Source organism: Pseudoalteromonas arabiensis, assembly GCF_001550155.1.
Taxonomy (GTDB): Bacteria; Pseudomonadota; Gammaproteobacteria; order Enterobacterales; family Alteromonadaceae; genus Pseudoalteromonas; species Pseudoalteromonas arabiensis.
In genome coordinates this window covers 347900-373103 of sequence record NZ_LRUF01000008.1, presented here as the reverse complement: position 1 = coordinate 373103, position 25204 = coordinate 347900, and the positions used below count along the sequence as shown (strand labels likewise).

Below are 25204 nucleotides of genomic sequence, written 5' to 3'. Positions count from 1 at the left end.
TGTTAACTTAAGCTATACCAAGCAAAAACCACCATAGGTAGAGCTAGCAACGCCATAATCAATGGAACTTTAAGCGCTTTAGTTTGTTTTGCTTGTAAAATCTTTAGGGCATTCGTTTCATTACATGCCGCTACTTTATCAATATAAAAATACCCTGAATCTAGGTACTGTTTACAATTTTGTTCGTCCGCTGGAATTGCAATTAGTTCTTGTTGTTTTTTTAGGATATAGAAATCCATAAGCCCACCGAATTCTAAGCTGTTTACCGACACATTTTTGGGATAAATACAGCTTCTGCATTGACCCAAAATCAAAAAAGTGGGCGATTTTAAATACAAATGGCAGTAAATTTCAATAGAAAATGCCGCAAAAATTAATTTATTGCGAAAATAATGAAAATTAGAGTCAAAATTACTAAAGATGAGCCTAAAAACAGTCCTTTTTTAGTCCATTTTGAACTGGGAGATGTACGTGCTAACGCATCGTCTTCATCACATGCGTTGATCACTTCAATATATTCAAAGCCACGTTCTTTGTACTCGTTTAAAATTGATTCTTGCGCAGGAATAGCGGCTAAACGAGAGTCTTTTTTTACAATATAAAACTTCATCTAATCACCTTTATTACTGTTAAACAAAATTTGACCAAGTTGGCTTAAAATTAACTGTAATACTTTGTAATGAATTCGTGCTGAATTAAAAATAACCAATGCGTCTGTAAACCCCCTTTACATTGCCTGAAAGTAGGGATATGTAGCTGCAAAAATAGTTCATTGCACAAAGGTGAATACTAACCTGAAAAACTAGCATTTTATCGTGATTTTATTGCAACCTTGTTAGCTGTTTGAGATGGTAGGCTTACACTTAATTTACAGGATTAACAATGAAAAAAGCAGTTCTCCATTTGAGTGCTTTGGTATTGCCTTTGGCAGTGTCTTCAGCAGTCATGGCGTCATCGGTAGAGCAAACTAAAGGCTCGTTTGTTGATAAGTTTCGTCAGTTAGATGAAGCACTCCCTACCCCAAATGTATATAGAAGTGCGGCGGGTGCCCCTGCCGAAAACTACTGGCAGCAACAGGTAAACTACGATATTGATGCTAAGCTTGATGAAAAGAAACGCCGTTTAACAGCAAGCCAAACAATTGAATATAAAAATAACTCGCCTCACACTTTAAAGTACCTTTGGTTACAACTAGACCAAAATATCTTTAAATCTGACTCAATTGCTGAAATGACATCGACTTTTAATGGTAAAACATTGCAAGGTGACCCTCAGCCAAAATCAACTAAATTGAGTTTAGGACAGTTACGTCGTCAGCAATTCATGGCCGACAACGAGCTGGGTTATCAAATCGCCAATGTTAAAGACGAAGACGGAAAAGAGCTTAAAGTTACTGTAGTAGATACATTAATGCGTATCGACTTAAACGAACCGCTTAAACCGGGTAAAGACGTTGAGTTCAGCATGGACTTCGCCTTTAACATTGTTGAAGAAGATGCCGTTGGTGCACGCTCGGGTTATGAGCATTTTGAAGAAGATGGTAACGATATCTTCTTATTAGCGCAGTGGTTCCCTCGTCTTGCTGCGTATACTGACTATGAAGCTTGGACGAACAAAGCGTTCTTAGGGAGTGGTGAATTTACCCTTGAATTTGGTAACTACGACGTTGAATTAACGGTTCCTGCAGACCACATTGTATCTGCAACAGGTAAGCTGGATAACCCGAGCAGCGTTCTAACTAGTACGCAGCGTAAACGCTTAGAGCAAGCTGAAGATGCCAAACGCCCTGTTTTTATCGTGACTGAAGAAGAGGCACTCGAAAACGAAAAAGAAGGCACAGACAAAACTAAAACATGGCATTTTAAAGCTGAAAATGTCCGTGACTTTGCATGGGCCTCATCACGTAAATTTATGTGGGATGCTAAGGGCTACCATCAAGGTGGTAAAGACCAGCCGTTAGTGATGGCGATGTCTTTCTACCCGAAAGAGGGTGGCGATCTCTGGAAGAAATACTCTACAGAAGCTGTTGTTCATACGATGGAAGTGTATTCGCGCTTCTCGTTTGACTACCCTTACCCTGTGGCACAGTCAGTTAATGGCCCTGTCGGTGGTATGGAATACCCCATGATCACCTTCAATGGTCCGCGCACAGACTTGCAAGATGACGGAACACGTACCTACTCTCAAGCAGAAAAACGCTTCTTAATCGGCGTTGTTATCCATGAAGTTGGGCATATTTATTTCCCAATGGTGGTGAATTCTGATGAGCGTCAATGGACGTGGATGGATGAAGGTCTTAACAGCTTCTTAGATGGTGTTGCTGGTCGTGAATGGGACCACACAATTCCTTGGGGTGTTGAGCCTCGCGATATCGTTGAATACATGAAGTCAGAAAACCAAGTGCCGGTTATGACACAGTCAGACAGTGTATTACGTTTAGGCCCTAATGCTTATACTAAGCCTGCTGCCGCACTTAACATATTACGTGAAGTGATCCTTGGTCGTGAGTTATTTGACTTTGCATTTAAAGAGTATGCGCAGCGTTGGAAATACAAACGCCCTACTCCAGCTGATTTTTTCCGTACAATGGAAGAAGCGTCTGGCGTTGACCTTGATTGGTTCTGGCGTGGTTGGTTCTACACCACAGATCACGTTGATATCTCGTTAGATAAAGTTTATCAGTTACGTTTAGACACCAAAAACCCTGATATCGACTTTAACCGTTTGCGTGACATCGAAGCTGACAAGCCAATGCCATTATTCGTACAACGTAATAAAGAAGAAGGTAAAAAACTGTGGGTTGAAGAAAACCCAGATGTCACTGACTTCTATGATGAAAACGACCGCTTTACGGTAACTAATAAAGAGCGCAACGCGTATAATAAATTCCTTAAAGGCCTAGAGCCTTGGGAACGTAAAACATTTGAGCGTGCAATCAAAGAAGATAAGAACTACTACGTACTTGAGTTCTCAAACTTGGGGGGCTTAGTAATGCCTATCTTACTAGAGCTTACTTATGAAGATGGTACGAAAGAAGAGCAGTACATTCCGGCTGAAATTTGGCGTCGTAACCATAAGCATGTTCAAAAGCTAATTGTAACTGAGAAGGGTAAAAACCTAGTGTCTGTTGCGGTTGACCCTCGTTGGGAAACTGCGGATGTAGATGTAGAAAACAATAACTACCCGCGTCGTATTATTCCATCACGTATTGAAGTGTATAAGCGTGAGAAGAGTAAAGCGAAAGTCAGCCGCGATATCATGCAAGATATTAAAACAGAGCTGAAAAAGGGCGATGAAAAAGATGCCCAGGAGCAACAATAATGCGCTTTGTAGCCATTGTTTTTGCTTTATTACTGAGTGCGCCTAGTATGGCGCACCAGTTAAAAGCGTCTGTGACAACTGTGCTGTTTAATAAACGTACAAACAACATAGAGCTTATGCATCGCTTTTATTTGCATGATACGGAGCATGCTGTTGAATATTTGTTCGACGGTAATGCTGATATCTTAAGTAATAAAGACGACCAAAAGCGTTTTGCTGATTATGTTGAGTCACATATTGCCCTGCAAACTTTAGATGGTAAGCCACTTGAACTTAAAAAAGTGGGTGCACAAGTTGATGGTAAATTCTTTTGGGTTTATCAGGAAGTCACGATCCCAGAGGGAATTCATGGCATTCGTATGAGCAACGGAGCACTTCGCGACCTTTGGCCTGCACAAGTGAATATGGTAAATATTGAGGGTAAAGGGAAAGTAAAAACACTGACCTTTAGCCAAGATGATACCTGGCTTGAAGCTAAGTTTGAGGCGTTAGAACCTCAATAGACTTATACAAAAGGATTAAAAAACTTGGCTTTTTAATCCTTTGATCCTTTAATAAAGCTATATCGTACACTATCTTATTAGTGGGTATAAACATTTCCCAATCGCCATATACAAGGATTTATATGAGTATTTATGATAACAATATTCGTGGTGTGATTTTTGACTTAGACGGCACTTTGGTATCGTCAGAGCTGGATTTCTCACTGATCAAAGCACAAGTGGGTTGTCCTCTTGAGGAGGATTTGTTGGCGTATATTGCCACGCTTCCCTCGCCTTACATGCGCGAAGAGGCGATGAATATTGTCCATCAACATGAGCTTATTGATGCGCAGCACGCATATTTATTGCCTGGTGTGGCTGATGCGATTACCAAGCTAAAAGAAAGTAATATTCCAATGGCCATTGTGACTCGTAATTACGACCGTGCAGCAGCCATTAAGCTAAAAAATAATCCTCTGCCGATAGAAACGGTTTTGACTCGCTCAGATGCGCCAGCCAAGCCTGACCCAAGTGCTTTAAATGCCATTGCCACACTCTGGGAACTTAACCAGTCAGAGTTACTCTATGTTGGTGATTATTTATTTGACATACAAGCAGCCCACAACGCTAACATGCGAGCTTGTTTATACGCACCACATGAAATTCCTGAATATGCAAATCAAGCAGACTATGTACTGCATCATTTTTCAGAACTGCCAATTTTGGTTGATTCATTCCAAGAAAGTAAGGTGTTATGTTAAATAGTCTTGTTTTTTATTTTTCCTGATATTAATTGTTAGCTTTTTATTTTTTTAAGTTTCCTAGGGACGATTTGATCTTTGCTCATTTTTTACTTTACCTAATCGGTTATACATCCCAAGGTGTTAATAAAATCGTCCCTAGAGTGAACAAATTTTAATCCTGAAGGTTAACACGCCCTAGTACTAGCCCAAGCGGTCATGACTTGTTAAAATATCGGCAATTATCAAATGTATTCATAGAGGCATAAGATGGGCAGAGCATTTGAAGTCCGCAAAAACGCCATGGCTAAAACAGCCAATGCAAAAACAAAAGTAAATTCTAAGTACGGTAAAGAAATCTACGTTGTTGCTAAAAATGGCGAACCAGATCCAGAAGTTAACCAAGCGCTAAAACGTATTATTGAGCGTGCAAAAAAAGATCAAGTTCCAGCACATGTAATTGATAATGCAATCAAAAAGGCTGCCGGTGGGGCAGGGGAAGACTACTCTCCAGCACGTTACGAAGGCTACGGCCCAGGTAACTGTATGGTTATTGTTGACTGTTTAACTGATAACCCTAACCGTACTATTAAAGATGTACGTTTACCGTTTACAAAAACAGATTCAAAAATTGGCACACCCGGTTGCGTAGCGCATATGTTCGATCACTTAGCTGTTTTAGGCTTTGAAGGTGATGACGACGAAGTCGTGCTAGAAGCGTTAATGATGGCTGATGTAGACGTAACTGATGTAGAAGTAGAAGACGGCAAAGTGTCAGTATTCGCTCCTCACACTGAGTACTACAAAGCAAAAACAGCACTTGAAGAAGCATTTGAGGGTATTAACTTTGAAGTAGACGAGATTACGTTTGTTCCACAAGTTCATACAGACATCACTGATCCAGATGACATAGCAAACTTTGAAAAGTTTATTTCTATGCTTGATGACTGTGATGACGTTCAAAACGTTTATCACAATGCGATTGTCAAAAACTAATTTTAAAAAGGGGCATTTGATAACAAATGCCCTTTTTTAATAGATTTTTATTATACTATGAATGGTGAGTATTCACTGTCGTTATGAGTTTATACCAATACGCTTAATTTAGTGGTCTATTTTGAGGCAAAAAAACCTCGTTGATAACAAGGCAAAAATTTCGTTATTTAGTTGTTCTAAATCAGAAATTTTTAACGCAGGTAGCGACAGGTTTAATCCCTCAAAATAATTAAATATTATTGCGGATTGGTATCAATTGATATTAGTCAAAAAAAAAGCAGCCAAAGGCTGCTAGGAACGACACATCAAACTCGAAGGGAGTTAAATTATGCTTAATTTAATGACTTATGTTTTATACGGAACGCATGCAGTAATGGTTCAGTATAGCCACTAGGTTGTTTAACTCCTTCTAATACAAGGGCTAGCGCAGCTTGATAAGCAATACTTTGTGCTAAGGTTTCGGCTGAATCAGCCATATTCTTGTAGGCCGGATCCCCTTCATTTTGACCATCGACAACCTTTGCCATTCGCGCCATGGTTTTTCTAATTTGCTCTTCAGAACAAACACCATGATACAGCCAGTTGGCCATGTGCTGGCTTGAAATACGCAGTGTGGCACGATCTTCCATTAAACCGACATGGTTGATGTCAGGTACTTTTGAGCAACCAATACCTTGGTCAATCCAACGCACAACATAGCCTAAAATACCCTGTGCATTGTTATCAAGTTCGGCTTGAATATCTTCCTTGCTTAAGCTGCTGGCATCTTTCATAAGCGGTGGAGTGAGTAAGCTAGTAAGGCTTGCTTCTTTGCGGTCCATCAGCGCTTTTTGACAAGCAAATACATCAATATCGTGATAATGCATTGCATGTAGCGTTGCAGCAGTAGGAGAGGGCACCCACGCGGTATTTGCACCACTTTTCGGGTGACCACTTTTTTGTTCCATCATTAACGCCATTTTATCTGGCATTGGCCACATACCTTTACCAATTTGTGCTTTGCCACTGAGTCCTGTAGCAAGACCAATATCTACGTTGCGGTCTTCGTATGCGCTGATCCAAGGCTCAAGTTTGATAGCGCCTTTTGGTAGTACAACACCTGCTTGCATTGAAGTATGAATTTCGTCACCGGTACGGTCTAAGAAGCCTGTGTTAATGAATACAACACGCTTTTTAGCCTCGAAAATACACGCTTTTAAGTTAACTGAAGTGCGGCGCTCTTCATCCATAATCCCCATTTTAATGGTGTTTTCAGGTAAGCTTAATAGCTGCTCAACGCGGGTAAATAGGGTATTGGTGAAGGCCACTTCTTCTGGGCCATGCATTTTTGGTTTAACAATATTAATGCTATTGGCCGTTGAATTTTTAAGGCTGCTTGTACCTTTTAAGTCATGAAGTGCTGCGGTGCTGGTGATAATGGCATCCATAATACCTTCAAACACGTCATTGCCTTCACTATCTTGGATAGCTGGATTTGTCATTAAGTGGCCAACGTTACGCACAAACATCATGCTACGGCCTTTTAGCGTCAGTGTTTCACCATTCACACCTTGATATTGGCGGTCCTGTGCTAAACGACGCTCAATGGTTTTACCGCCTTTGCTAAATGCTTCTACTAGGTTACCTTGCATTAAACCAAGCCAGTTTTGATAGACGTTTACTTTGTCTTGTGCATCAACAGCAGCAACGGAATCTTCACAGTCCATAATCGTTGTGAGGGCTGCTTCAAGTAGCACATCTTTAAGGCCTGCTTTATCTGCTTGACCTATTGGATGATGATGGTCGATTTGCAGTTCGATATGTAAGCCATTATTTTTCAGTAAGATAGCGCTCGGATTTTGCGCTTCACCTTGGTAACCAATAAGTTGTTCAGGATTAGCTAAACGAACCTGGCTGCTGTCACGTAATGTGATTAAAAGTTCATTGTTAACCACTGAATAGCTGGTACTTTCGATATGCGAGCCATTTGCTAAAGGCAATGCTTTATCTAGGAACTGGCGGGCATAAGCCATGACTTTAAAGCCACGTACAGGGTTGTATGTAGCGCCTTTCTCAGCGCCGTCATCTTCACTTAATACATCAGTGCCGTATAGCGCATCATACAGTGAGCCCCAGCGGGCATTCGCTGCGTTTAAGGCAAATCGTGCATTGCTCACTGGCACAACGAGCTGCGGCCCCGCAGTGCTTGCGATTTCAGGCTCAACTTGCTCTGTTTCTATGCTGAAGCTAGCTGGCTCAGGAACGAGATAGCCAATGTCTTTTAGGAATGCTTGATAGTTAGCTGCATCCCATACCGGTTGTTGCTTGTGATAGTCATCAATCTTTGCTTGCAGTTGTTCGCGTTTTTCTAAAAGCGCACGATTGATTGGCGTTAACTCAGTGACGATATCAGCAAAACCTTGCCAAAAAGTGTCTGTGCTAATACCTGTTCCTGGTAAAAGTTGCTGTTCAACAAACTGTGCTAGTTGTTGATCAACGCTTAAACCGTTAAGTGAGAGAGTGGTCATAGTAATGTCCTTTAAACGAGCTTAATGTGATCATTCATGGCCTAACCATATCGTAAAAAAAGCTAATAAGCAGGTTATTTACCATTCACTAAAAATATAGTGGTAATAACAACTATAAATTTACTAAATCCAAAAAATCCGCCTAATGTTGGATTAAGCGCTACGAAGCGAACGCCAAGTAGCCACTCTCACTAACAAAAAATAGATAACCCGTTCGAAGGATTTTTATTATGACAACATATCAACGCGAAACAGATAACCTAGCTACTTTATGTCAAACACAAGGCAAAACGTGGCAGTCAATCAACCCAGAATACGCAAGCCGTATGCGCTTACAAAACCGTTTTCGTACGGGTTTAGACATTGCTCAATACACTGCAGACATCATGCGTGCAGACATGGCAGCCTACGATGCTGACCACAGCCAATACACACAATCATTAGGTTGTTGGCATGGTTTCACTGCACAACAAATGATGATGGCAATTAAACGTCATAACAAAACAACTAAACGCAGCTATGTATACCTAAGCGGCTGGATGGTTGCGGCACTTCGTTCTGAGTTCGGTCCATTACCTGACCAAAGTATGCATGAAAAAACGTCTGTTCCAGCGCTAATCGAGGAAATCTACACTTTCTTAAAGCAAGCAGATGCACGTGAACTTGACCACCTTTACAAAGACCTAGATGCAGCGAAAGCAAACGGCGGTGATGCTCAAGCCGTGCTAAATAAAATCGATAACTTCGAGAGTCATGTTGTGCCAATTATTGCTGATATTGATGCGGGTTTCGGTAACGAAGAAGCCACTTACCTACTTGCTAAAAAGATGATTGAAGCAGGCGCATGTGCTATCCAAATCGAGAACCAAGTATCTGACGCAAAACAATGTGGTCACCAAGCGGGTAAAGTAACTGTACCGCATGAGGATTTCCTAGCAAAAATTAACGCAGTTCGTTACGCATTCTTAGAGCTTGGTATTGATAACGGCATTATCGTTGCGCGTACTGACTCATTAGGTGCAAGCCTTACTCAAAAAGTGCCTGTATCTAAAACACCAGGTGACCTTGCGAGCCAATACACGTCGTTCCTTGAAACAACACCAGTAAACAGTGTTGATGACTTAAACGAAGGCGACACAGCAATGAAGCTCAACGGTCAGCTTTGCAAGCCAACACGTTTAGATAATGGTTTATATCAGTTCCGTGAAGGCACAGAGAAAGACCGTGTAGTGCTAGACTGTGTTACTAGCTTACAGTCTGGCGCAGACTTACTGTGGATTGAAACAGAAAAACCAAATGTTAAACAAATCGCTGAGCTTGTGAATCGCGTTAAAGAGCAAGTACCCAATGCTAAGTTGGTATATAACAACTCACCGTCGTTCAACTGGACACTTAAATTCCGTGAGCAAGTATACGCTGAGTGGCAAGAACAAGGTAAAGACTTATCAGCTTACCCAAGCATCGATGATAATAAAGCATTAATGGCACCAGAAATGGATGACACAGAGCTTGCAGCAGCAGCAGACGTACTTGTACAAAACTTCCAAAAAGATGGTGCACGTGAAGCGGGTATCTTCCACCACCTAATCACGTTACCAACTTACCATACAGCGGCGCTAAGTACTGATATTCTATCAGAAGGCTATTTCGGCGACCTAGGTATGCTGGCGTATGTTCGTGACGTACAACGTCAAGAAATTCGCCGTGAGCAAGCATCAGTGAAACATCAAGACCTAGCAGGTTCTAACATTGGTGATACTCATAAAGAGTACTTCTCTGGTGAAAATGCGCTTAAAGCCGGTGGTGAAGCAAATACTATGAATCAGTTCTAACCAAGTAATGATGTAACACCTTTATAGCTATTCAATAATGTTGTTAGGGGCCTTCGGGCCCTTTTTCATTTTTTGAGTGCGGGCTTAGATATTTGGATCAGAGTTTAACTAAGTTTTGGATCAGCCATTTACTAGCTTTGTAAAAATACAGATCACGCATTTACCAGCCTCAGAATTTTAGATCAGGATTTAACTAGCTTCGTCTTATAAGCAGAAAATATGCACTCATTGACTAAAAACCACCTTTAGAATGGCTAAAATTAGGTCATACAAACGGTAATTTAGGGCTGTTTTGTAGAATATTGCGATTTACAAACCGATTTTTTATTAACTCACCTAAGCCATAAACCGATTTTTTACCAACTCAACATCCTTACAAACCAAAATTTTACTAACTGAAGCTAGGTTTTTAGCGGCACAAACCGATTTTTTACTAACTCAAGTTACTGATTTTGGCTATAAACCGATTTTTTACTAACTGCTTTTTATTTAATGTCCGATATTTACTAGAAATATGTAAGGAGTTACTCACATTTAAACTGTAAAGGGGGTTTACAGAGAGGGAGCTAGCAAGGGGGAAGTAAGAAAGAGTAAAGTTAGCAAGTAGCAGCGGGTTTGCCCCGCGTTATGGTTTTATTAAATGATGTTTCGGATTAGGCGCGATATAAAATCGCGCCAAATACAATGTGAGATAAGTTAAACGAAACTGCGTCACGAAATCCGTTCACCTTGCGCAAATGAAACGTTCTCGCTTCGCTCGATGATCGTTAATCATTTCCACTGTTTTTATCAAACCACCATTGAATATAGGCTACTTTGGTCATCAGGTTTGATGGGCGAGCAGTAATACCATGCGAGGCATTAGGAATACGCACCATAGCCGTATCAACACCTTGTAGCTTTAACGCTTGGTAAAATTGCTCAGTTTCAGAAATCGGCGTGCGATAGTCTGATTCACCAGTTAACAGCATAGTTGGTGTTTTTACATTGCCCACATAGCTAATTGGTGAGCGCTTCATATAATGCTCAATGTTGTCCCATGGTTTACCTGGGAACCAATAATCAGCAAAGAAAGGATAGAAGTCAGCAGTTAGTACAAAGCTGATCCAATTGATGACTGGTTTAGCAACAACAGCTGCTGCAAAGCGGTCTGTATGACCCACAATCCATGCTGTTAATACACCGCCACCTGAGCCGCCGGTAACAAACAGTTTACTCTCATCAATAAAGCCCTTATTGATGACAGCATCAACACCTGTCATCAAATCATCAAAGTCATTACTTGGGTAGTTATGATGAATTGTTTGCGCAAATTCTTTACCGTACGAGTCACTGCCGCGCGGATTCATATAAAGTACAACATTACCTTTGGCTGCGTATAATTGCACTTCAGGGCTAAAGTGAGGGCCGTAGTTTGCAACAGGGCCACCGTGGATCTCTAAAACAAGAGGGTACTTCTTGTTTTTATCAAAACCCGGTGGGTATGCAATCCAACCCTGAACGGCTAAGCCGTCATGGCTTGATTTAACCCAAATTTCTTCAACTTTGGCAAGTTCTTTGTCGCCCAGTGCATCTTCGTTTAATTGCGTTAAACGAGCCGTTTTACCGCGCTTAATTAATGCTACATCAGCTGGGCGTTGTGTATCAGCGAGTGTGAATGCAACTTCACCATCTTCGCTCACGTCAAAGTCACCACCTGAATAGGGACGGCCAAAGGCGACACTACCAATCTCTGAGGTAATCACTTTATGTTTACCACTACGCGGTTGGTAAGCTAGGTGTGTTTTACCTTCGCTATCGTAACTAAAATAAAGGCCTTGGCCGCTATCATCCCATTTAATGCTTTCGACACTGCGATCTAAATCAGCAGTGAGTACCGAGCTTTTACCTGATTTTAAATCAAGTAAATAAATATCGTTATTTTCATAGTTAGTCTTTTTGTCATCATAGCCAGTGTAAGCGAGATAACGACCATTTGGAGAGACTTTAGGACTTGAATCAGGGCCTTTACGGTCTGTTATTTGGCTGATTGAACGATCCGCTAAGCTAAGTTTATAGATTTCAGATTCAGTTGGGTGTAACTCGTTGTTTTCATATCGATTAGCTGAAAAATAAAACGCATCACCCTGTTCATTAAAGCTAATAGCACCGCCGTGATCAAAATCACCTGAGCTTAATTGGCGGGCATTGCCGCCCGTTGCACTCATGATAAAAAAGTGATGATAGCCTTTTTCAGAGTAGCCACCGCCATCGGCGCGATAATAGGTATCATCAATATAGGTAGCTGGCTCCGCCCATTTTGCGCCCTCAGGTTTACCTGGTAAAGACACTGGGCTTGCTGATTTAGCTGGCACAAACTGGCTGAACACCAATTGTTTGCCATCTGGCGTCCAAGTTAATCCGCTAGGGCTTTGCGTTAGGTTACTGATTTTCGCTACATTACCGGTTTTTAACCATTTTACATAGATTTGGCTGCTACCATCACGAGTCGAGATAAATGCTAGGCGAGTTTCATCCGGCGACAGTACTGGTGAGTAATCCATATGTACACCAGACGTAAGCGGTAGCATGGTTTTGCCATCTGGGTTTACTGACCAAATATTGCTAACTTTACGGTCGCTTTTGATATCCATTCGGTTACGCACAAAATAAATTGTGTTGCCATTTTTTGTCATTTCTATTTGGTTGGCGTATTCAAGATCAAAAACATTTTCAAGCTCAAAGGTATTGCTAGCTTCGGCGTGGCCGTAAAAGCTAGCTGCTGCAAGCAGCGCTAAAGACGTTTTAAACTTCATTTGATTTCCTTGTTAGTGAGCGGTGTTTAACCTGTTATCCTGTTATAAAGTAACAACCACCCGAAATACAGTCCATTGCGATGAATGGAGAAATCAATAGACAGATGGTCATTTCCCTTTTATGTTGAGTACAGACACTTTTAAACGTAAGGAACACACAATGATAGGTTACATCATGTTAGGCACTAACAACCTAGCTAAAGCAGTAAAGTATTACGATGAATTATTCGCCACCCTAAACGCCGAGCGCTTTTTAGAAACTGACCGCTTTGTCGCATGGAACACTGGGCAAGATAAACCTGGTTTTGCGATAACCAAACCTTATAATGATGAAAAAGCGACCGTAGGTAACGGCACCATGATTGCGTTGGCAGTCGAAACCCCAGCCCAAGTAGATGCTTTTTATAAAAAAGCCATAGAGCTTGGCGGCACAGACGAAGGTGCACCCGGCCCACGTGAAATGCCTGGCTTCTATGCGGGATACTTCAGAGACCTAGACGGTAACAAACTTAATGTGTTTTGTTTTACCCATGGGTGAGGGAAGTTAGCAAGTGCTGCACCTGCTACACCTCGTAATATGTGGTAGTCTCGCGCGAAATAAATTTCACACCTACATGAATGCTATTAATTTACTCAAGTGGTGAATCGGGAGATTCTTGTTCGAAGCTAAAGCATCTCCTAACTCGCATCTGACTTTAAACCCTTGCTTCTCAAATCTAGCATCTTGCCCTTCCTATTTCTTTTCTCGAACCATGCCCCATCATAAATACGCAACATTCCAAAGTTGTATTTGTTTTCAAAAAACTGCCTTTTTCACTATTTTTTGGCGAAAATATTAACCTTGCTTTTGTGTGAGTTACTCATTGTTTTGATTTATATAAAGTTATATTGTTGGTTCATTAATTGCTTTTTTTATTTTTACAACTCTTTTAAAGGAAATAAAAAATGAAAAATACCTTAACGCTTACCCTTCTTGCTGTACTGCTTTTGGTTTTGTACTCTCAATTTTCAGAATTAGCTTATAAATTTGGCTTTGCTGAGCTTAAACTTAATGCAGTATTGGAAAACAGTGAACATATGAAAGTAAAGTGTGATGCATACTCGTTTGGCTTTTTTGATGAAATAAAACTTCAGAATAAATTTCAAAAATGTATTAACGATTATGAAGCCCAAGGCTACGAAATTGTTAGCAGAACAGACAAGCAGTAGCTTATTGCTGGCGTCATGCTTGCGTGGCGCGTCTGCAACATCGCACAATATCTATGCAGTCCCGCGCGAAATAATTTCGCGCCTACATGCATCCCTCAAAGAAAGTATTATCAATGAATAGAAAGTCTTATTAGGCTCTTAAGCACACCTACCAACTTCTCCCTATTTTCATTAAACTACAGCTATAAAAAATAACTATAAAAATAAGCGAGTTAGAATAATGTCGAAACTGTTTAGGTCACTTTCATGTGTTGTTACATTAGCGTTGGTTGGATGTGGCACAAATGAGGTGTTTACAGCATCTGCTAGCAATGAGTTTGCTCATGGCGATGAGCTATTAAGTGCCACTGCGCTAACCGAAGATGCGAGTCACGCTTTAGTGGCAACTCAATCTAAAGTGTGTATTTGGGATAATCAGTTAAAAGCGCGTTTATACGATTGTATAACAGGGCAGGGCGCTGAGCATGTTGAGCTTGTGGGTTTTAGTGCTAACAAATCTCATTTTTTTATTTCAAATCGGTTATCGGTGACTTTATACGATACTCGCACGGGGCGTAGTATCGGCACTTGGCTCACCGGGCAGGAAATCGCCAGAGACATCGCTATATCAGCCTCTGGTGATACCTTGGTTATTGCCTATCGTAGCGGCAAGGCTGAGGTGATAAATACCCGAACAGGTGATACTAAGCGTTTTGATATTCATCGTTTAGATATTAATAGCGTGGCGCTATCGGCTGATGGCCAGTGGGCGTTTACCGGCTCCAGCGACAAGTACGTTAAGCTTTGGTCAACGAGTGATGGCAGCATTCGCTTTGAAGAGCGTTTAGCGACCAGAGTGAATCACGTTACTTTAAATAAATCAGCAAGCTTGGCTTTTGCAATTGATTCGGTTGATGATCGTGTATTCTTTGATTTGGCCAATAAACAAGAGCTATCAGAAGTGGACTCATACGCTAACTTTATTGAGTTCACCGCATCGCAATTTATCAACCAAGACAAATGGCTATTAACTGGCTCGCCAAAAATGAAGATGCGCTTATATCGCGTTGCAGATGGTGAATTAATCGCTGAATACGAAGCTAAACAGCAGCGTCAGCGCACGTCAGTACTGAGTGTGGCTTACGATGGTAACCAGCTATATTCAGAAACCAGTGACGGCCTATTGCAAGCTTGGCCATTTGATAAAATAAGCACTAAATAACAGCTAAAACAAAAACGCCTACTTTAAGTAGGCGTTTGTTTTAAACTGCAATTAAATTAGTAATCAAACTTATGCTTGGTAAACAGGCTTTGCACTTGTTGCCAAACAGCACCAGGCTTACCATCACCAACTAACTTGCCATTTACTTTTACGACAGGGCCAACTTCTTTAGTGGCGCTGGTGATCCATACTTCGTCGGCATCAAGTAACTCATCTTTACTAATAATACGTTCTTGCACTTTGAAGTCACTGTAGCTGTGTAGAATATTGAGGATTAACCAGCGGGTGATCCCAGGTAAAATTTGATTATCGAGTGGTGGCGTGCTTATCACACCCTCTTTTACAATAAACACATTGCTTGAACTGGCTTCGGTAATTTCTTCCAAGCGGTTAAATAGAATCGTTTCTTTGTTACCTGCTACGGCACCATGTTGGTAATGAATAACGTTACCAAGTAGTGCAGTTGATTTAATATGGCAACGTTGCCAGCGGCGATCTTGCTCAAGTGATACGGTATATGCTGTCGCATTATCGATGTCACTAACAGGTTCTGCTGGAATTTCGAAAGCAAATGCAAATACCGTTGGGGTAATGTTAGTTGGGTAGCCATGGGCGCGTTTAGTGTCGGCACCACGGCTCACGTGTAAATAAATCCCTAAGTTGTCACCTTGGTTTTTCTCGCATAAGTCGTTACAGATTTTTCGCCACGTATCGGCATTGTAATCGAGCTTAATTTCAAGCTCGTTTAAACCGTTATTCATACGCTCAATATGTGCGCCAAAGCCTAGCATTTTACCGTTATAAGATGGGATCACTTCATAGATGCCATCGCCAAATAAAAAGCCGCGATCCATTGGTGAAATCTTTGCTTCATCAGCGCTAAGGTAGTCACCGTTTAGGTATACCGTGCCCATTGTTAAACCTCATTCTGTGTAATAAAGCCGCCAAGTTGGCGAAGCCGAGTTATTAATTGTTGACCATGCATAGCATGCAAGCCATCTTCGGTGAGCTCATTTTTATGGGTGACGCCATCAACACTACCGCGCTCACTTAGGTAATGTAGAATGTCTAGAGGCTCAATAGCTGCCAATAAGTCTGTGTTGTGCCAGCGGCTTAAGAATCCAATGAGACCATAAGCGGCCCAATTAGACACATCTGCCAACAACAACTCATCACAGGGTGTTAAACAGGGGGTGATGCTAAGATCTTGCATATGTTGTGCAAGGTTACCCATGCCTATTTCATTACCGCCATCACCAATTGCAATAGTGGGGCAACGTGCTTCTGTCACAAAAAAATCAAAGCAGCCACAATGTTCAGAAATATCAATGCCGCGCATATTGTAATAACGTTGATGCTGATTAAGCCCTGGGCGCTCTATTGATAAAACACAATCAGGCTTTAACTGCTCAAGGGCTTTAATGCTAAAAGTGCGCGCATTATCAATATTGTTAATTGGCAGCTCAAAACAGTTAAAGTCTTTTTTTAGGATACTGTAAAGGGGGTTGCCAGTGACCAAAATTGGCTGTTTACCGAGCTTTTCAAGTACTTTGTAAAGTGCTATAGCGCCAACAGGACCGTCAGTTTCAAAGGTGTTATTAACCGCAAAGCCTGTACCAATCAGAATAGTATGTTGCGCGTTGTGAAGTGACTGTGCGGCTCGTAAATAAGTGCCCTTGGTTTGCTTGGCATATAAAGACTGCATACCTCGTGGATTTAGTTCGACCATCATGCTTTCTATTTTTAGACTGAGTGCTTCATCACTTAGACTTGGCATAATGCGTTGATCTCTTGAATCAGGGCAATGCCTGCATCATTATCGCCGTGAACACAAAGGCTGTCGGCATGGAGTGTGAGCTGCTGGCCACTTTGAGTGGTAACAGTACCATGTTCAATTAATTGTTTTACTTGCTTCAAAAGAGCGGGCTTTTCTAAAACACTCCCCGCAAGAGCGCGTGAGACCAGCTTTCCTTCATCGGTATATTGGCGATCGGCAAACGCTTCTAAAATGAGTTCGATACCTAATTCAGTTGCTAGCGCTTTGTGTTTGGCTGCTTGATTGGTGGCTAAAATCATTAACTTTAGTGGTTTAGGATAACGAGCAACTGCTTGCATAACGATATTTAACGTATGTTCTTCGCGCATCATATCGTTATAAAGGGCACCATGTGGTTTAACGTATTCCAGTGTTAAGCCATGCACAGCAGCCATACCATCAATTGCAGCAATTTGATAATGAAGGCAGTTAGTGAGTTCTTTTTCACTCATTGCCATCGAGCGACGACCAAAACCTTGTTTATCTGGATAGCTTGGGTGTGCGCCTATAGTGACCTTGTGCTTCTTTGCAAGAGAGAGGGTGCTTGCCATTACATCGGCATCGCCCGCATGAAAGCCACAAGCGATATTGGCCATATCAATATGTGGCATCACTTGTTCGTCTAGGCCCATTTTCCACATACCAAAGCTTTCGCCTAAGTCGCAGTTTAGTTTCATCGTCATTTAAAAAGCTGCCATTTTACTATTAGGAATATCGGTTACCAGCATATGCCCTGGGCTATGGGTAATACAAAAATCAGGTGCAGCATTGGCAATCGCAACTTGTGGAGTAACACCACAGGCCCAAAATACCGGCACTTCGCCTTCTTTAATGGTCACTGCATCGCCAAACTCAGGTTTGTTGATGTCTTTAATGCCGATTGCTGCAGGGTCGCCAAAATGCACTGGCGCACCATGTACGCTTGGAAAACGGCTGCAAATTTGGATTGCACGAATAGCATCAGCGGGTTTCATTGGGCGCATGCTAACAACCATATTAGCATGGAAAATCCCCGCACGCTGACACGCTATATTGGTCACATACATAGGCACATTTTTTTGCTCGCTGATATTTCTAATTTCAAGGCCAGCGGCAATCAATGCTTCTTCAAATGAAAATGAGCAACCAATTAAGAAAGTAACCAAATCGTCGCGCCAATGGTTGCTGATATCAGTCACTTCTTCAATCATTTGTCCGTTTTTAAAAACACGATAACGCGGCAAATCACTACGAATATCAATGTCTTCGCCAACAGTTGGCATATCGGTAACGCCTGGTAAACGGCTGGTTGCTATAATCGGGCATGATTTAGGATTGGCTTGGCTAAACTGCAAAAAGTCAAACGCGTATTGTTTAGGTAAAATCACTAAGTTTGCTTGTACAAACCCAGATGCAAACCCAGACGTATTACCACTGTAGTCACCCGCGCGTACCATTTTACGGATAGCTGCTGGGGTGGTTAATGATGCATCTTTTTGCAAGTGCCTCTCCTTGAAAATTAAAACCTAGCTGAGGCTATTACAATAACACTCAGTTTAGATCATTTATAGTAACGGGTAACTGTCCTTTTGCAGGGGCTTTTCCTAGTAATACTTTTGCCAGTGCAGTGAAAGCAGGGCCAGCAATCTTTTCATTAGTGTCTACATCGATATTGTAAGCATAAGTGGCAAGTACTGCATCGCCAAATTGTCCAAATTGAGCAATATCGTAAGGGGCACGCAAGCTTACAAATACGGTCTTTTTATGAGCTAACCTCGCTTGTTTGAGCAATGATTCTAATGCGGCTGATTGATCAGCCTTAGCAATCGCAAACTCTGGATTATCGGCTAAATCATCCATCCCGCCCACTTCAACAGCACTTTGTTTTGGTGACGCATTTGCAGCAATAATGATATCGGCTTCGTTAATTTCTTTTAATGTTGCAAGCTTCTCATAGCCTTGCAAACTGGTGCAACTAAAGCTGATTAACTTATTGGTGTTATCAACTAACGCCTGCTGTAAGGCATAACATTTGCGTGTATCTGGCATAATAATATGCACTTTACTACCCGACTTAATGCTAAGCGGCAGGGTATTATTTTCGTTTTTAACTTCGGTAATCGCAGCCAATGCTAACTCTGCTTCTACTTTTCTATGGCTTTGATCGCCAAGTAACAGCTGCGCTTTTTTGGTGGCTGCTTCGTCATCAAGTGAAGAGCTGAGTTTAAATTTCTCTTTAAGTTTTAAAATACGCGTTGCAGAAGCACTCATTTCGTCGGCATTTAAAGTGCCGTGCTGTACTTCTTGCTCTAATCGCTCAATAAGGGCTTCAAGTACAGCTAAGTCTTTTGGGCTTCTGATTTCGATAGGCATAAGGGCAATATCAACACCCGCTGCAAAGGTATTTACTACCGCTTCAATTGGTTCAAAGAAGTGACTGATCCCCGCCATATCCAATGCATCAGTGATTACAACACCTTGATAACCGAGTTCATCACGCAGTAAGTCGGTGATGATTTTGCGCGACATCGTCGCAGGTTTGATCATGGTTTTGCCTTCTTTACTGACAAACGTACTGTCATCGAGGGCTGGGTATTGGATATGTGCCGTCATGATCATACCCGGTTGTTGGTTTTTAATAATTTCTTTAAAAGGAGGTAGGTCTTGCTGCCAAATAGTTTCTTTATCATGCATTACTTTTGGCAGGCCTGTGTGGCTATCTACGTTGGTATCGCCATGCCCTGGAAAGTGCTTTAGTGATGAAATAACGCCGTTGTTCTCGAACCCTGCGACTTGTGCAGCACCTAGTTTTGCAACCAATTGCGGCTCTTCACCGTAAGAGCGCACGTTAATAACTGGATTGTCTGGATTCATGTTTACATCGACCGTGGGTGCATAGTTAACATTCACACCCAGTGCCAATAGCTCGTCGGCGATAATACGTGCAGACTCTGTCGCGAAGTATGTACCATGTTCTTTATAGGTTGCACCAATCGACATGTTACCGGTAAACGACGTGCCTACATCACGCGGAATACGGGCGACTCGACCACCTTCTTGGTCTATTGAAATAAACAGCGGTAAGCCTAACTCAGACTTGGCAGCGGCTTTTTGTAGATCATTATTAAGTTTGATCACCTGCGGCACGGTATCGATATTTTCTGCAAATAAAATCACCCCACCAATGTTATGCTTAGTGATGATATTCGCTAAATCGGCCGGCAGCTCTGTCACCGGTGTACGGCATTTTTGCTCACCTGGGTCTTGTTTACAGTAATAGCGCAGGTCAAGCATGAGCTTTTGCCCTAACTGTTGTTTTAAAGTTAATGCAGACTCAGCAAATGATGATTGTAATGGCATGAAACATCCTAATCCGATAACCAGTGACGATAGTGCAAACTTATTTAACACAGCAAGCTCCAAAGCAAAACGCTTATTTAGTTTTTAGAATAAATTATTCTTGATATTAATGGGTTTTTAAATATAAATACAGTATTTTTTTGCTACCCTAGCGGTTTTTCTGTCCGACTGCAAAAAGCTAAGTTAGATCACCAAATTGGGCTAATAGGCTTAAATAACCAACCCTTTATACCGATAAAAACCTTGGCAAGTTGATAATTTATCAATTTAATGGGTCGCTTTTTAGGTCAATTTAAAGTAATAATATATTCCATATTCATCAGCGTAAATATGACAAGCTCGGGGGCGAGATGGCTTTAGCTCGATTGCACGCATTTAAACAGCAAATTAAACCTTTTTTACCAGAGTCTGCATTAATAGAAGATTACTCGCGCCGTTATGCGTTTGGGACAGACGCGAGCTTTTATCGATTAATTCCTGAGTTAATTGTATTAGTTAGCAATCAGAATCAAGCACGACACGTGATCATGGCTGCCAACGAGCAACAAGTCCCCATCACGTTTCGGGCCGCCGGAACGAGTTTATCTGGGCAAGCAATTACCGATTCGGTATTGGTTTTATTGTGCGATAGTTGGAGCAAGTTTGAGATTATTGATGATGCCGATGCAATACGCTTACAACCGGCGATCATTGGCGCTCGAGTAAATCAAGTGTTAGCCCCATTTGGTAAAAAAATTGGCCCTGATCCCGCTTCAATTAATAGCTGTAAAATAGCGGGTATGGCGGCAAATAATTCATCGGGTATGTGCTGTGGGGTGGCGCAAAACAGCTACCACACAGTAAAAGATATGACCCTAATTTTTGCTGATGGCACTGTGCTTAATACGGCTGATAGTCAAAGCTGTAATGCCTTCTTGCAAAGCCATAGTCGCTTTGTTGATGAGTTAATGAGTTTGGTTGACAGTGTGAAGCAAAACCCAGACTTGAGTGAGCGCATTGCCCATAAATACCGTTTAAAAAATACCACAGGTTATGGTTTAAATGCGCTGCTGGATTTTGCTGAGCCAATCGAAATCATTAAGCACTTAATTATTGGCTCTGAAGGTACGTTAGCTTTTATTGCAGATATCACCTACCACACCGTGGTTGAGCATAAGTACAAACACACAGGCTTCTTTATTTTTAACGATATAAGTAAGGTGTGTGAGCTGGTACAAAGGCTGAGTGAACTTGATGTTGCTGCGGTTGAGCTACTAGATAAACGCGCCCTGATGTCGGTGTCTGAGCATGCCATAATGCCAAAAGAAGTGGCCAGTTACCCAGAGCAGTCAGCGGCACTTTTAATTGAGTTAAGAGCTGAAAATGCACAGGCTCTTGATGCGCTCACTAAGATCACCGAGCAACTTCTTGCCGAGTTTAAGCAAAGCCAACTGGCAGTGATTGAGTTTTCTGCAGACACTGCCCGTAATGCGGCACTTTGGAATATCCGTAAAGGCACGTTTCCTGCGGTTGGTGCGGTGCGCGAAACAGGCACCACAGTGATTATTGAAGATGTTGCCTTTACCCTTGATAAATTAGCTGAAGGTGTGAATGCGCTGCATCAATTATTTATCAAATATGATTATGATGAAGCCATTATTTTTGGTCATGCATTGGCCGGAAACCTGCATTTTGTATTCACCCAAGCCTTCGACACACACGAGCAAGTAAACCGATATGAGCAATTTATGGCTGATGTGGCGAACTTAGTGGCGGTTGAACTAAAAGGGTCATTAAAAGCAGAGCATGGCACAGGCCGCAACATGGCGCCGTTTGTTGCCACTGAATGGGGAGACGATGGCTTTGCGGTGATGGTTGCACTTAAAGCATTATTCGATAAGCAGAATATTCTTAATCCTGGGGTTATTATTAATCACGACAAAAATGCCCACACTCAGCATTTAAAAGTTATGCCTAAAAGTGATGATATTATTGATACCTGTATTGAGTGTGGTTTTTGCGAAGTTGTTTGCCCATCAAAAGGACTTACCTTAACACCTAGGCAGCGTATTACTTTATGGCGACATCGCACCGAGCTACACAATCAATTACTAACAACCGACGATGTAGCGAACAAGCAGAAGTTAAATCAAAAGCTTAGTGTTATCGAGGCCGATTTTAAATACCTTGGTATTGATTCGTGCGCGGCAACCGGTCTTTGCGGCCTTAAATGCCCCGTGGGGATAAACACGGGCGAATTTATAAAATCACTCAGAGCTGAGCAAGCCTCATCAAACAAGATTGCGCGGTCATTATCACGTTTTGCCAGCAAGCATTTTGCGGTTGTTGCCTCTGGTACACGGTTTGGCTTAACCGTCACGCAGGTGCTTGAAAAAGCAATTGGCAGTAGTAACCTAATAAGCCTGAGCAAATCTGCTAATAAGTTGCTTAGTACGCCGCTGTATTACTCGGCATGGCCAAGAGCAGAGCAGCCAATTAATAGGCAGTTTCAACAATCCCAACAAGCAAAAAAGTTGGTGTATATGCCAAGCTGCGCAAGTCGGGTTTTTGCGGCTGATAAACTTGCCGATGATAAGCGTTCACTGCTTGATGTAATCTGTTCACTCGCTGCAAAAGCAGGCTATGATGTGGTGCTACCGAAGCACGCTGATTCACTTTGCTGCGGTATGCCATTTGCTAGTAAAGGCTTTAACAAAGAGTCTAAAAATAAGAGTGAGCAGTTACTTACTGAGCTTGAGGCACTTTCAAATAAGGGCCAATATCCAATCGTTTTTGATGCCAGCCCTTGTGCGCTCACCACTCTTAATGCCGCACAAAATACGGCACTCACAATTTACGAAAGTGCCGATTTTGCGGCTCTACATTTACTGCCTAATTTACAGGTTACGCCCGTGAATGAGCCGGTGATGCTCCATGTTACCTGTAGTTCTAAGCGATTAGGTAAAGAACAAAGCCTAGTATCACTTGCCAAGGCATGTAGTAATGAGGTGATTATTCCAGCAGATATAGAGTGTTGTGGATTTGCTGGTGATAAGGGCTTTAACTTGCCTGAACTAAATAGCAACGCCTTAAAAACCCTTAAACAACAAGTACCAAAGAACTGTCGTCGCGGCGTGTCAAATAGTCGTAGCTGTGAAATTGGTTTAACTGAGCACAGTGGCGTTAGTTATCAGTCAATTTTGTATTTGTTAGATCAGCAAAGTAACGAGTAGAGTATTTGCTCTTTTTCTTGCGCTAAATCAAATTATGACAAAAGTCCTATAGAGGTACAAAGTAGTAGTTGCTAATATAAAGGTATTAGATGTACCCGATACGGATATTGGGTTTAATGTGAGAAAAATACCGTGCTTAATAGTCTTAGAACAGGTTTAAACCTGCATCGTTTAATTTTGTTGCTAGCGTTTTCGGCAACGCTGATTACTTTCCTTAACAGTTATTATTCAAGTTACCAAGTTCAAAAACAGCAACTTATCAATGAAACTCTAAATAACCATAAAGCTTATGCAGCTAAACTGGTGTCAGCTACAGATAACTTTTTACTAGCTGCTCAACAACAACTTGCTTATGTTGGTAAAATATTAGAGGCAGATTTTAATAATCAAGGGTTAATTAATGCTGAAACCGAACGCTTAAGGTTACAAACCAATAGTTTTAATTCTACGATTATTGTAAATAAAAAAGGCAATATTTTAGGCGTTTCTCCAGCCTCATTAAACTTACAAAACCTCAAGGTCGACAGTTTTGGTACTAAAGCCGCGTTATCATACCGTAGGCCAATGATAAGTGAGCCATACATTTCCATGGCTGGTAATCTGCTTATTTTTATGTCACAGCCATTGTTTGATAAAACAGGGGAGTTTATCGGCTATGTTGGCGGTACTTTATATTTAAAACGTGCCAGTATTTTGAATGAATTATTGCAAGTTCACTACTATCAAGATGGCTCGTACTTGTATGTCGTGGATGAGAATAATCGTTTACTTTACCACCCGAATAAACATCGTATAGGCGAGCAAGTATTTGATAATGAAGTTATTGAATCGGTTTTAAGTGGTCACGCTGGCACACAGGTCGTTAAAAATAGTCAGGGTATTGAAATGCTTGCCGGGTACGCACCTTTGTCGGTGGCTCCCTGGGGAGTCGTCACGCAAAGACCCCTCCAAAGCACACTTGCGCCGCTTGATACGCTTATGTGGCAGGTCTTTTTACGTACTGCTCCAATCGGTTTGTTTACTTTTATACTCATCTGGGTATTAGCAAGACTTATTTCGCAGCCACTTAAACAGCTGGCAGAAACAGCGAGCACATTAGATAGACCAACAACATCGCAAGAACTTAAGCAACTTCGCTCTTGGTACTATGAAAGTAACGAGTTAAGAAATGCGATGCTCAAGGGAGTGGGGCTTTTGCAAAGTAAAATAGGCCTACTGAGGCATGAAGCACAGACGGATCCTTTGACTTGCCTACACAATCGAAGAAGTTTGGATATCAGATTAAGCCATTTGATGGCACAGCGATGCCCATTTGCAGTATTAGCAATCGATATAGATCATTTCAAGCGCGTCAATGATGAGTTTGGCCATGATATTGGAGATTTAGTGCTGCAATCACTGGCTAAGTTATTGGTTGATGCAACGCGAGAAGGGGATGTTGTCGCTCGCACAGGTGGGGAAGAGTTTATCGTTATTATGCCAAAGGTTACGGCAAAACGTGCCTATCAGCTTGCTGAACGCTTAAGAATGCAAGTGTCTGAATATTATATAGAACCTGTGGGTTGTATTAATGTGTCGATTGGTATTTCAGGCTGGCCTCTGGAACAGCTTAGTATTGAGGACGTGATGAAATTAGCTGACCAAGCACTCTACAAAGCTAAAAAAACAGGTCGAAATCGTTGTGTACTTGATGCTACATTTTGCCAAGATCTTCCACTTGTGTCTGAAGTGCCAGTGTTGGAATAAGTTATTTT

At 41.7% G+C, this 25204-nt stretch carries 19 protein-coding genes; 10 read left to right on the top strand and 9 right to left on the bottom strand.

The genetic code is table 11. The annotated features are described in order from the left end of the window. Window positions 1-2: 2 nt before the first annotated feature. Both PAARA_RS04265 and PAARA_RS04260 read right to left on the bottom strand, forming a co-directional pair. Entirely contained in the window at window positions 3-239 is a 237-nt protein-coding gene (locus tag PAARA_RS04265; protein WP_062567824.1) for a hypothetical protein, read from the bottom strand. A gap of 134 nt (window positions 240-373) precedes the next feature. Continuing rightward, entirely contained in the window at window positions 374-610 is a 237-nt protein-coding gene (locus tag PAARA_RS04260) for a hypothetical protein (RefSeq protein WP_062567823.1), read from the bottom strand. Between the two features lie 272 nt (window positions 611-882). Between PAARA_RS04260 and PAARA_RS04255 the strand changes: the two genes are divergently transcribed. From PAARA_RS04255 to PAARA_RS04240, 4 genes are all read left to right on the top strand, one after another. Next, entirely contained in the window at window positions 883-3321 is a 2439-nt protein-coding gene (locus tag PAARA_RS04255) for a M1 family metallopeptidase (protein ID WP_062567822.1), read from the top strand. After that, on the top strand, window positions 3321-3824 hold the full coding sequence (locus PAARA_RS04250) for a DUF6702 family protein (protein ID WP_062567821.1): 504 nt from the start codon (window positions 3321-3323) through the stop codon (window positions 3822-3824). The genes PAARA_RS04255 and PAARA_RS04250 overlap by 1 nt, the downstream gene beginning before the upstream one ends. 122 nt (window positions 3825-3946) lie before the next feature. Then, complete coding sequence (locus tag PAARA_RS04245; RefSeq protein WP_062567820.1) at window positions 3947-4564, top strand: HAD family hydrolase; 618 nt, start codon at window positions 3947-3949, stop codon at window positions 4562-4564. A 249-nt stretch (window positions 4565-4813) separates the two neighbouring features. Further along, on the top strand, window positions 4814-5539 hold the full coding sequence (locus tag PAARA_RS04240; RefSeq protein ID WP_054553380.1) for a YebC/PmpR family DNA-binding transcriptional regulator: 726 nt from the start codon (window positions 4814-4816) through the stop codon (window positions 5537-5539). 332 nt (window positions 5540-5871) lie between these two features. Here the strand turns inward: PAARA_RS04240 and PAARA_RS04235 are convergent, their stop codons facing one another. Beyond that, a complete protein-coding gene (locus PAARA_RS04235; RefSeq protein WP_062567819.1) occupies window positions 5872-8046 on the bottom strand; it encodes a malate synthase G in 2175 nt (724 codons plus the stop codon). 230 nt (window positions 8047-8276) lie between these two features. Between PAARA_RS04235 and PAARA_RS04230 the strand changes: the two genes are divergently transcribed. Beyond that, window positions 8277-9878 (top strand): isocitrate lyase, encoded by a 1602-nt coding sequence (locus PAARA_RS04230; protein ID WP_062567818.1) that lies wholly within the window; start codon window positions 8277-8279, stop codon window positions 9876-9878. Window positions 9879-10645: 767 nt separating this feature from the next. On the opposite strand, the gene PAARA_RS04225 is transcribed toward PAARA_RS04230, so the two are convergent. Then, complete coding sequence (locus PAARA_RS04225; protein WP_062567817.1) at window positions 10646-12673, bottom strand: S9 family peptidase; 2028 nt, start codon at window positions 12671-12673, stop codon at window positions 10646-10648. A 160-nt stretch (window positions 12674-12833) separates the two neighbouring features. Here PAARA_RS04225 and PAARA_RS04220 point away from each other — a divergent pair, with 160 nt between their 5' ends. From PAARA_RS04220 to PAARA_RS04210, 3 genes are all read left to right on the top strand, one after another. Further along, window positions 12834-13211 (top strand): VOC family protein, encoded by a 378-nt coding sequence (locus PAARA_RS04220; protein WP_062567816.1) that lies wholly within the window; start codon window positions 12834-12836, stop codon window positions 13209-13211. 407 nt (window positions 13212-13618) lie between these two features. Then, window positions 13619-13882, top strand: coding sequence for a hypothetical protein (locus PAARA_RS04215; RefSeq protein WP_062567815.1), 264 nt, complete (start codon window positions 13619-13621; stop codon window positions 13880-13882). A 220-nt stretch (window positions 13883-14102) separates the two neighbouring features. Further along, window positions 14103-15083, top strand: a complete 981-nt coding sequence (locus PAARA_RS04210) for a WD40 repeat domain-containing protein (protein ID WP_062567814.1) — start codon at window positions 14103-14105, stop codon at window positions 15081-15083. Between the two features lie 56 nt (window positions 15084-15139). Here the strand turns inward: PAARA_RS04210 and PAARA_RS04205 are convergent, their stop codons facing one another. The 5 genes from PAARA_RS04205 to PAARA_RS04185 are packed head-to-tail and all read right to left on the bottom strand — an operon-like array spanning window position 15140 to window position 20238. Then, window positions 15140-15997 (bottom strand): aminotransferase class IV, encoded by an 858-nt coding sequence (locus tag PAARA_RS04205; protein WP_062567813.1) that lies wholly within the window; start codon window positions 15995-15997, stop codon window positions 15140-15142. Between the two features lie 2 nt (window positions 15998-15999). Further along, window positions 16000-16860 (bottom strand): glutamate cyclase domain-containing protein, encoded by an 861-nt coding sequence (locus PAARA_RS04200; protein ID WP_062567812.1) that lies wholly within the window; start codon window positions 16858-16860, stop codon window positions 16000-16002. After that, window positions 16848-17576 (bottom strand): 5-oxoprolinase subunit PxpA, encoded by a 729-nt coding sequence (locus tag PAARA_RS04195; RefSeq protein ID WP_062568164.1) that lies wholly within the window; start codon window positions 17574-17576, stop codon window positions 16848-16850. Before PAARA_RS04195 ends, PAARA_RS04200 begins: the two co-directional genes overlap by 13 nt. Window positions 17577-17582: 6 nt before the next feature. After that, window positions 17583-18380, bottom strand: coding sequence for a putative hydro-lyase (locus PAARA_RS04190; protein ID WP_083515249.1), 798 nt, complete (start codon window positions 18378-18380; stop codon window positions 17583-17585). 49 nt (window positions 18381-18429) lie between these two features. Beyond that, complete coding sequence (locus PAARA_RS04185) at window positions 18430-20238, bottom strand: glycoside hydrolase family 3 protein (RefSeq protein WP_062567811.1); 1809 nt, start codon at window positions 20236-20238, stop codon at window positions 18430-18432. 350 nt (window positions 20239-20588) lie between these two features. On the opposite strand from PAARA_RS04185, the gene PAARA_RS04180 reads away from it, so the two are divergent. Further along, complete coding sequence (locus PAARA_RS04180) at window positions 20589-23450, top strand: FAD-binding and (Fe-S)-binding domain-containing protein (RefSeq protein ID WP_062567810.1); 2862 nt, start codon at window positions 20589-20591, stop codon at window positions 23448-23450. Between the two features lie 132 nt (window positions 23451-23582). Then, the gene (locus PAARA_RS04175; protein ID WP_245219884.1) at window positions 23583-25196 is read left to right on the top strand and encodes a sensor domain-containing diguanylate cyclase; all 1614 of its coding nucleotides are present in this window, start codon (window positions 23583-23585) and stop codon (window positions 25194-25196) included. Window positions 25197-25204 lie beyond the last annotated feature (8 nt).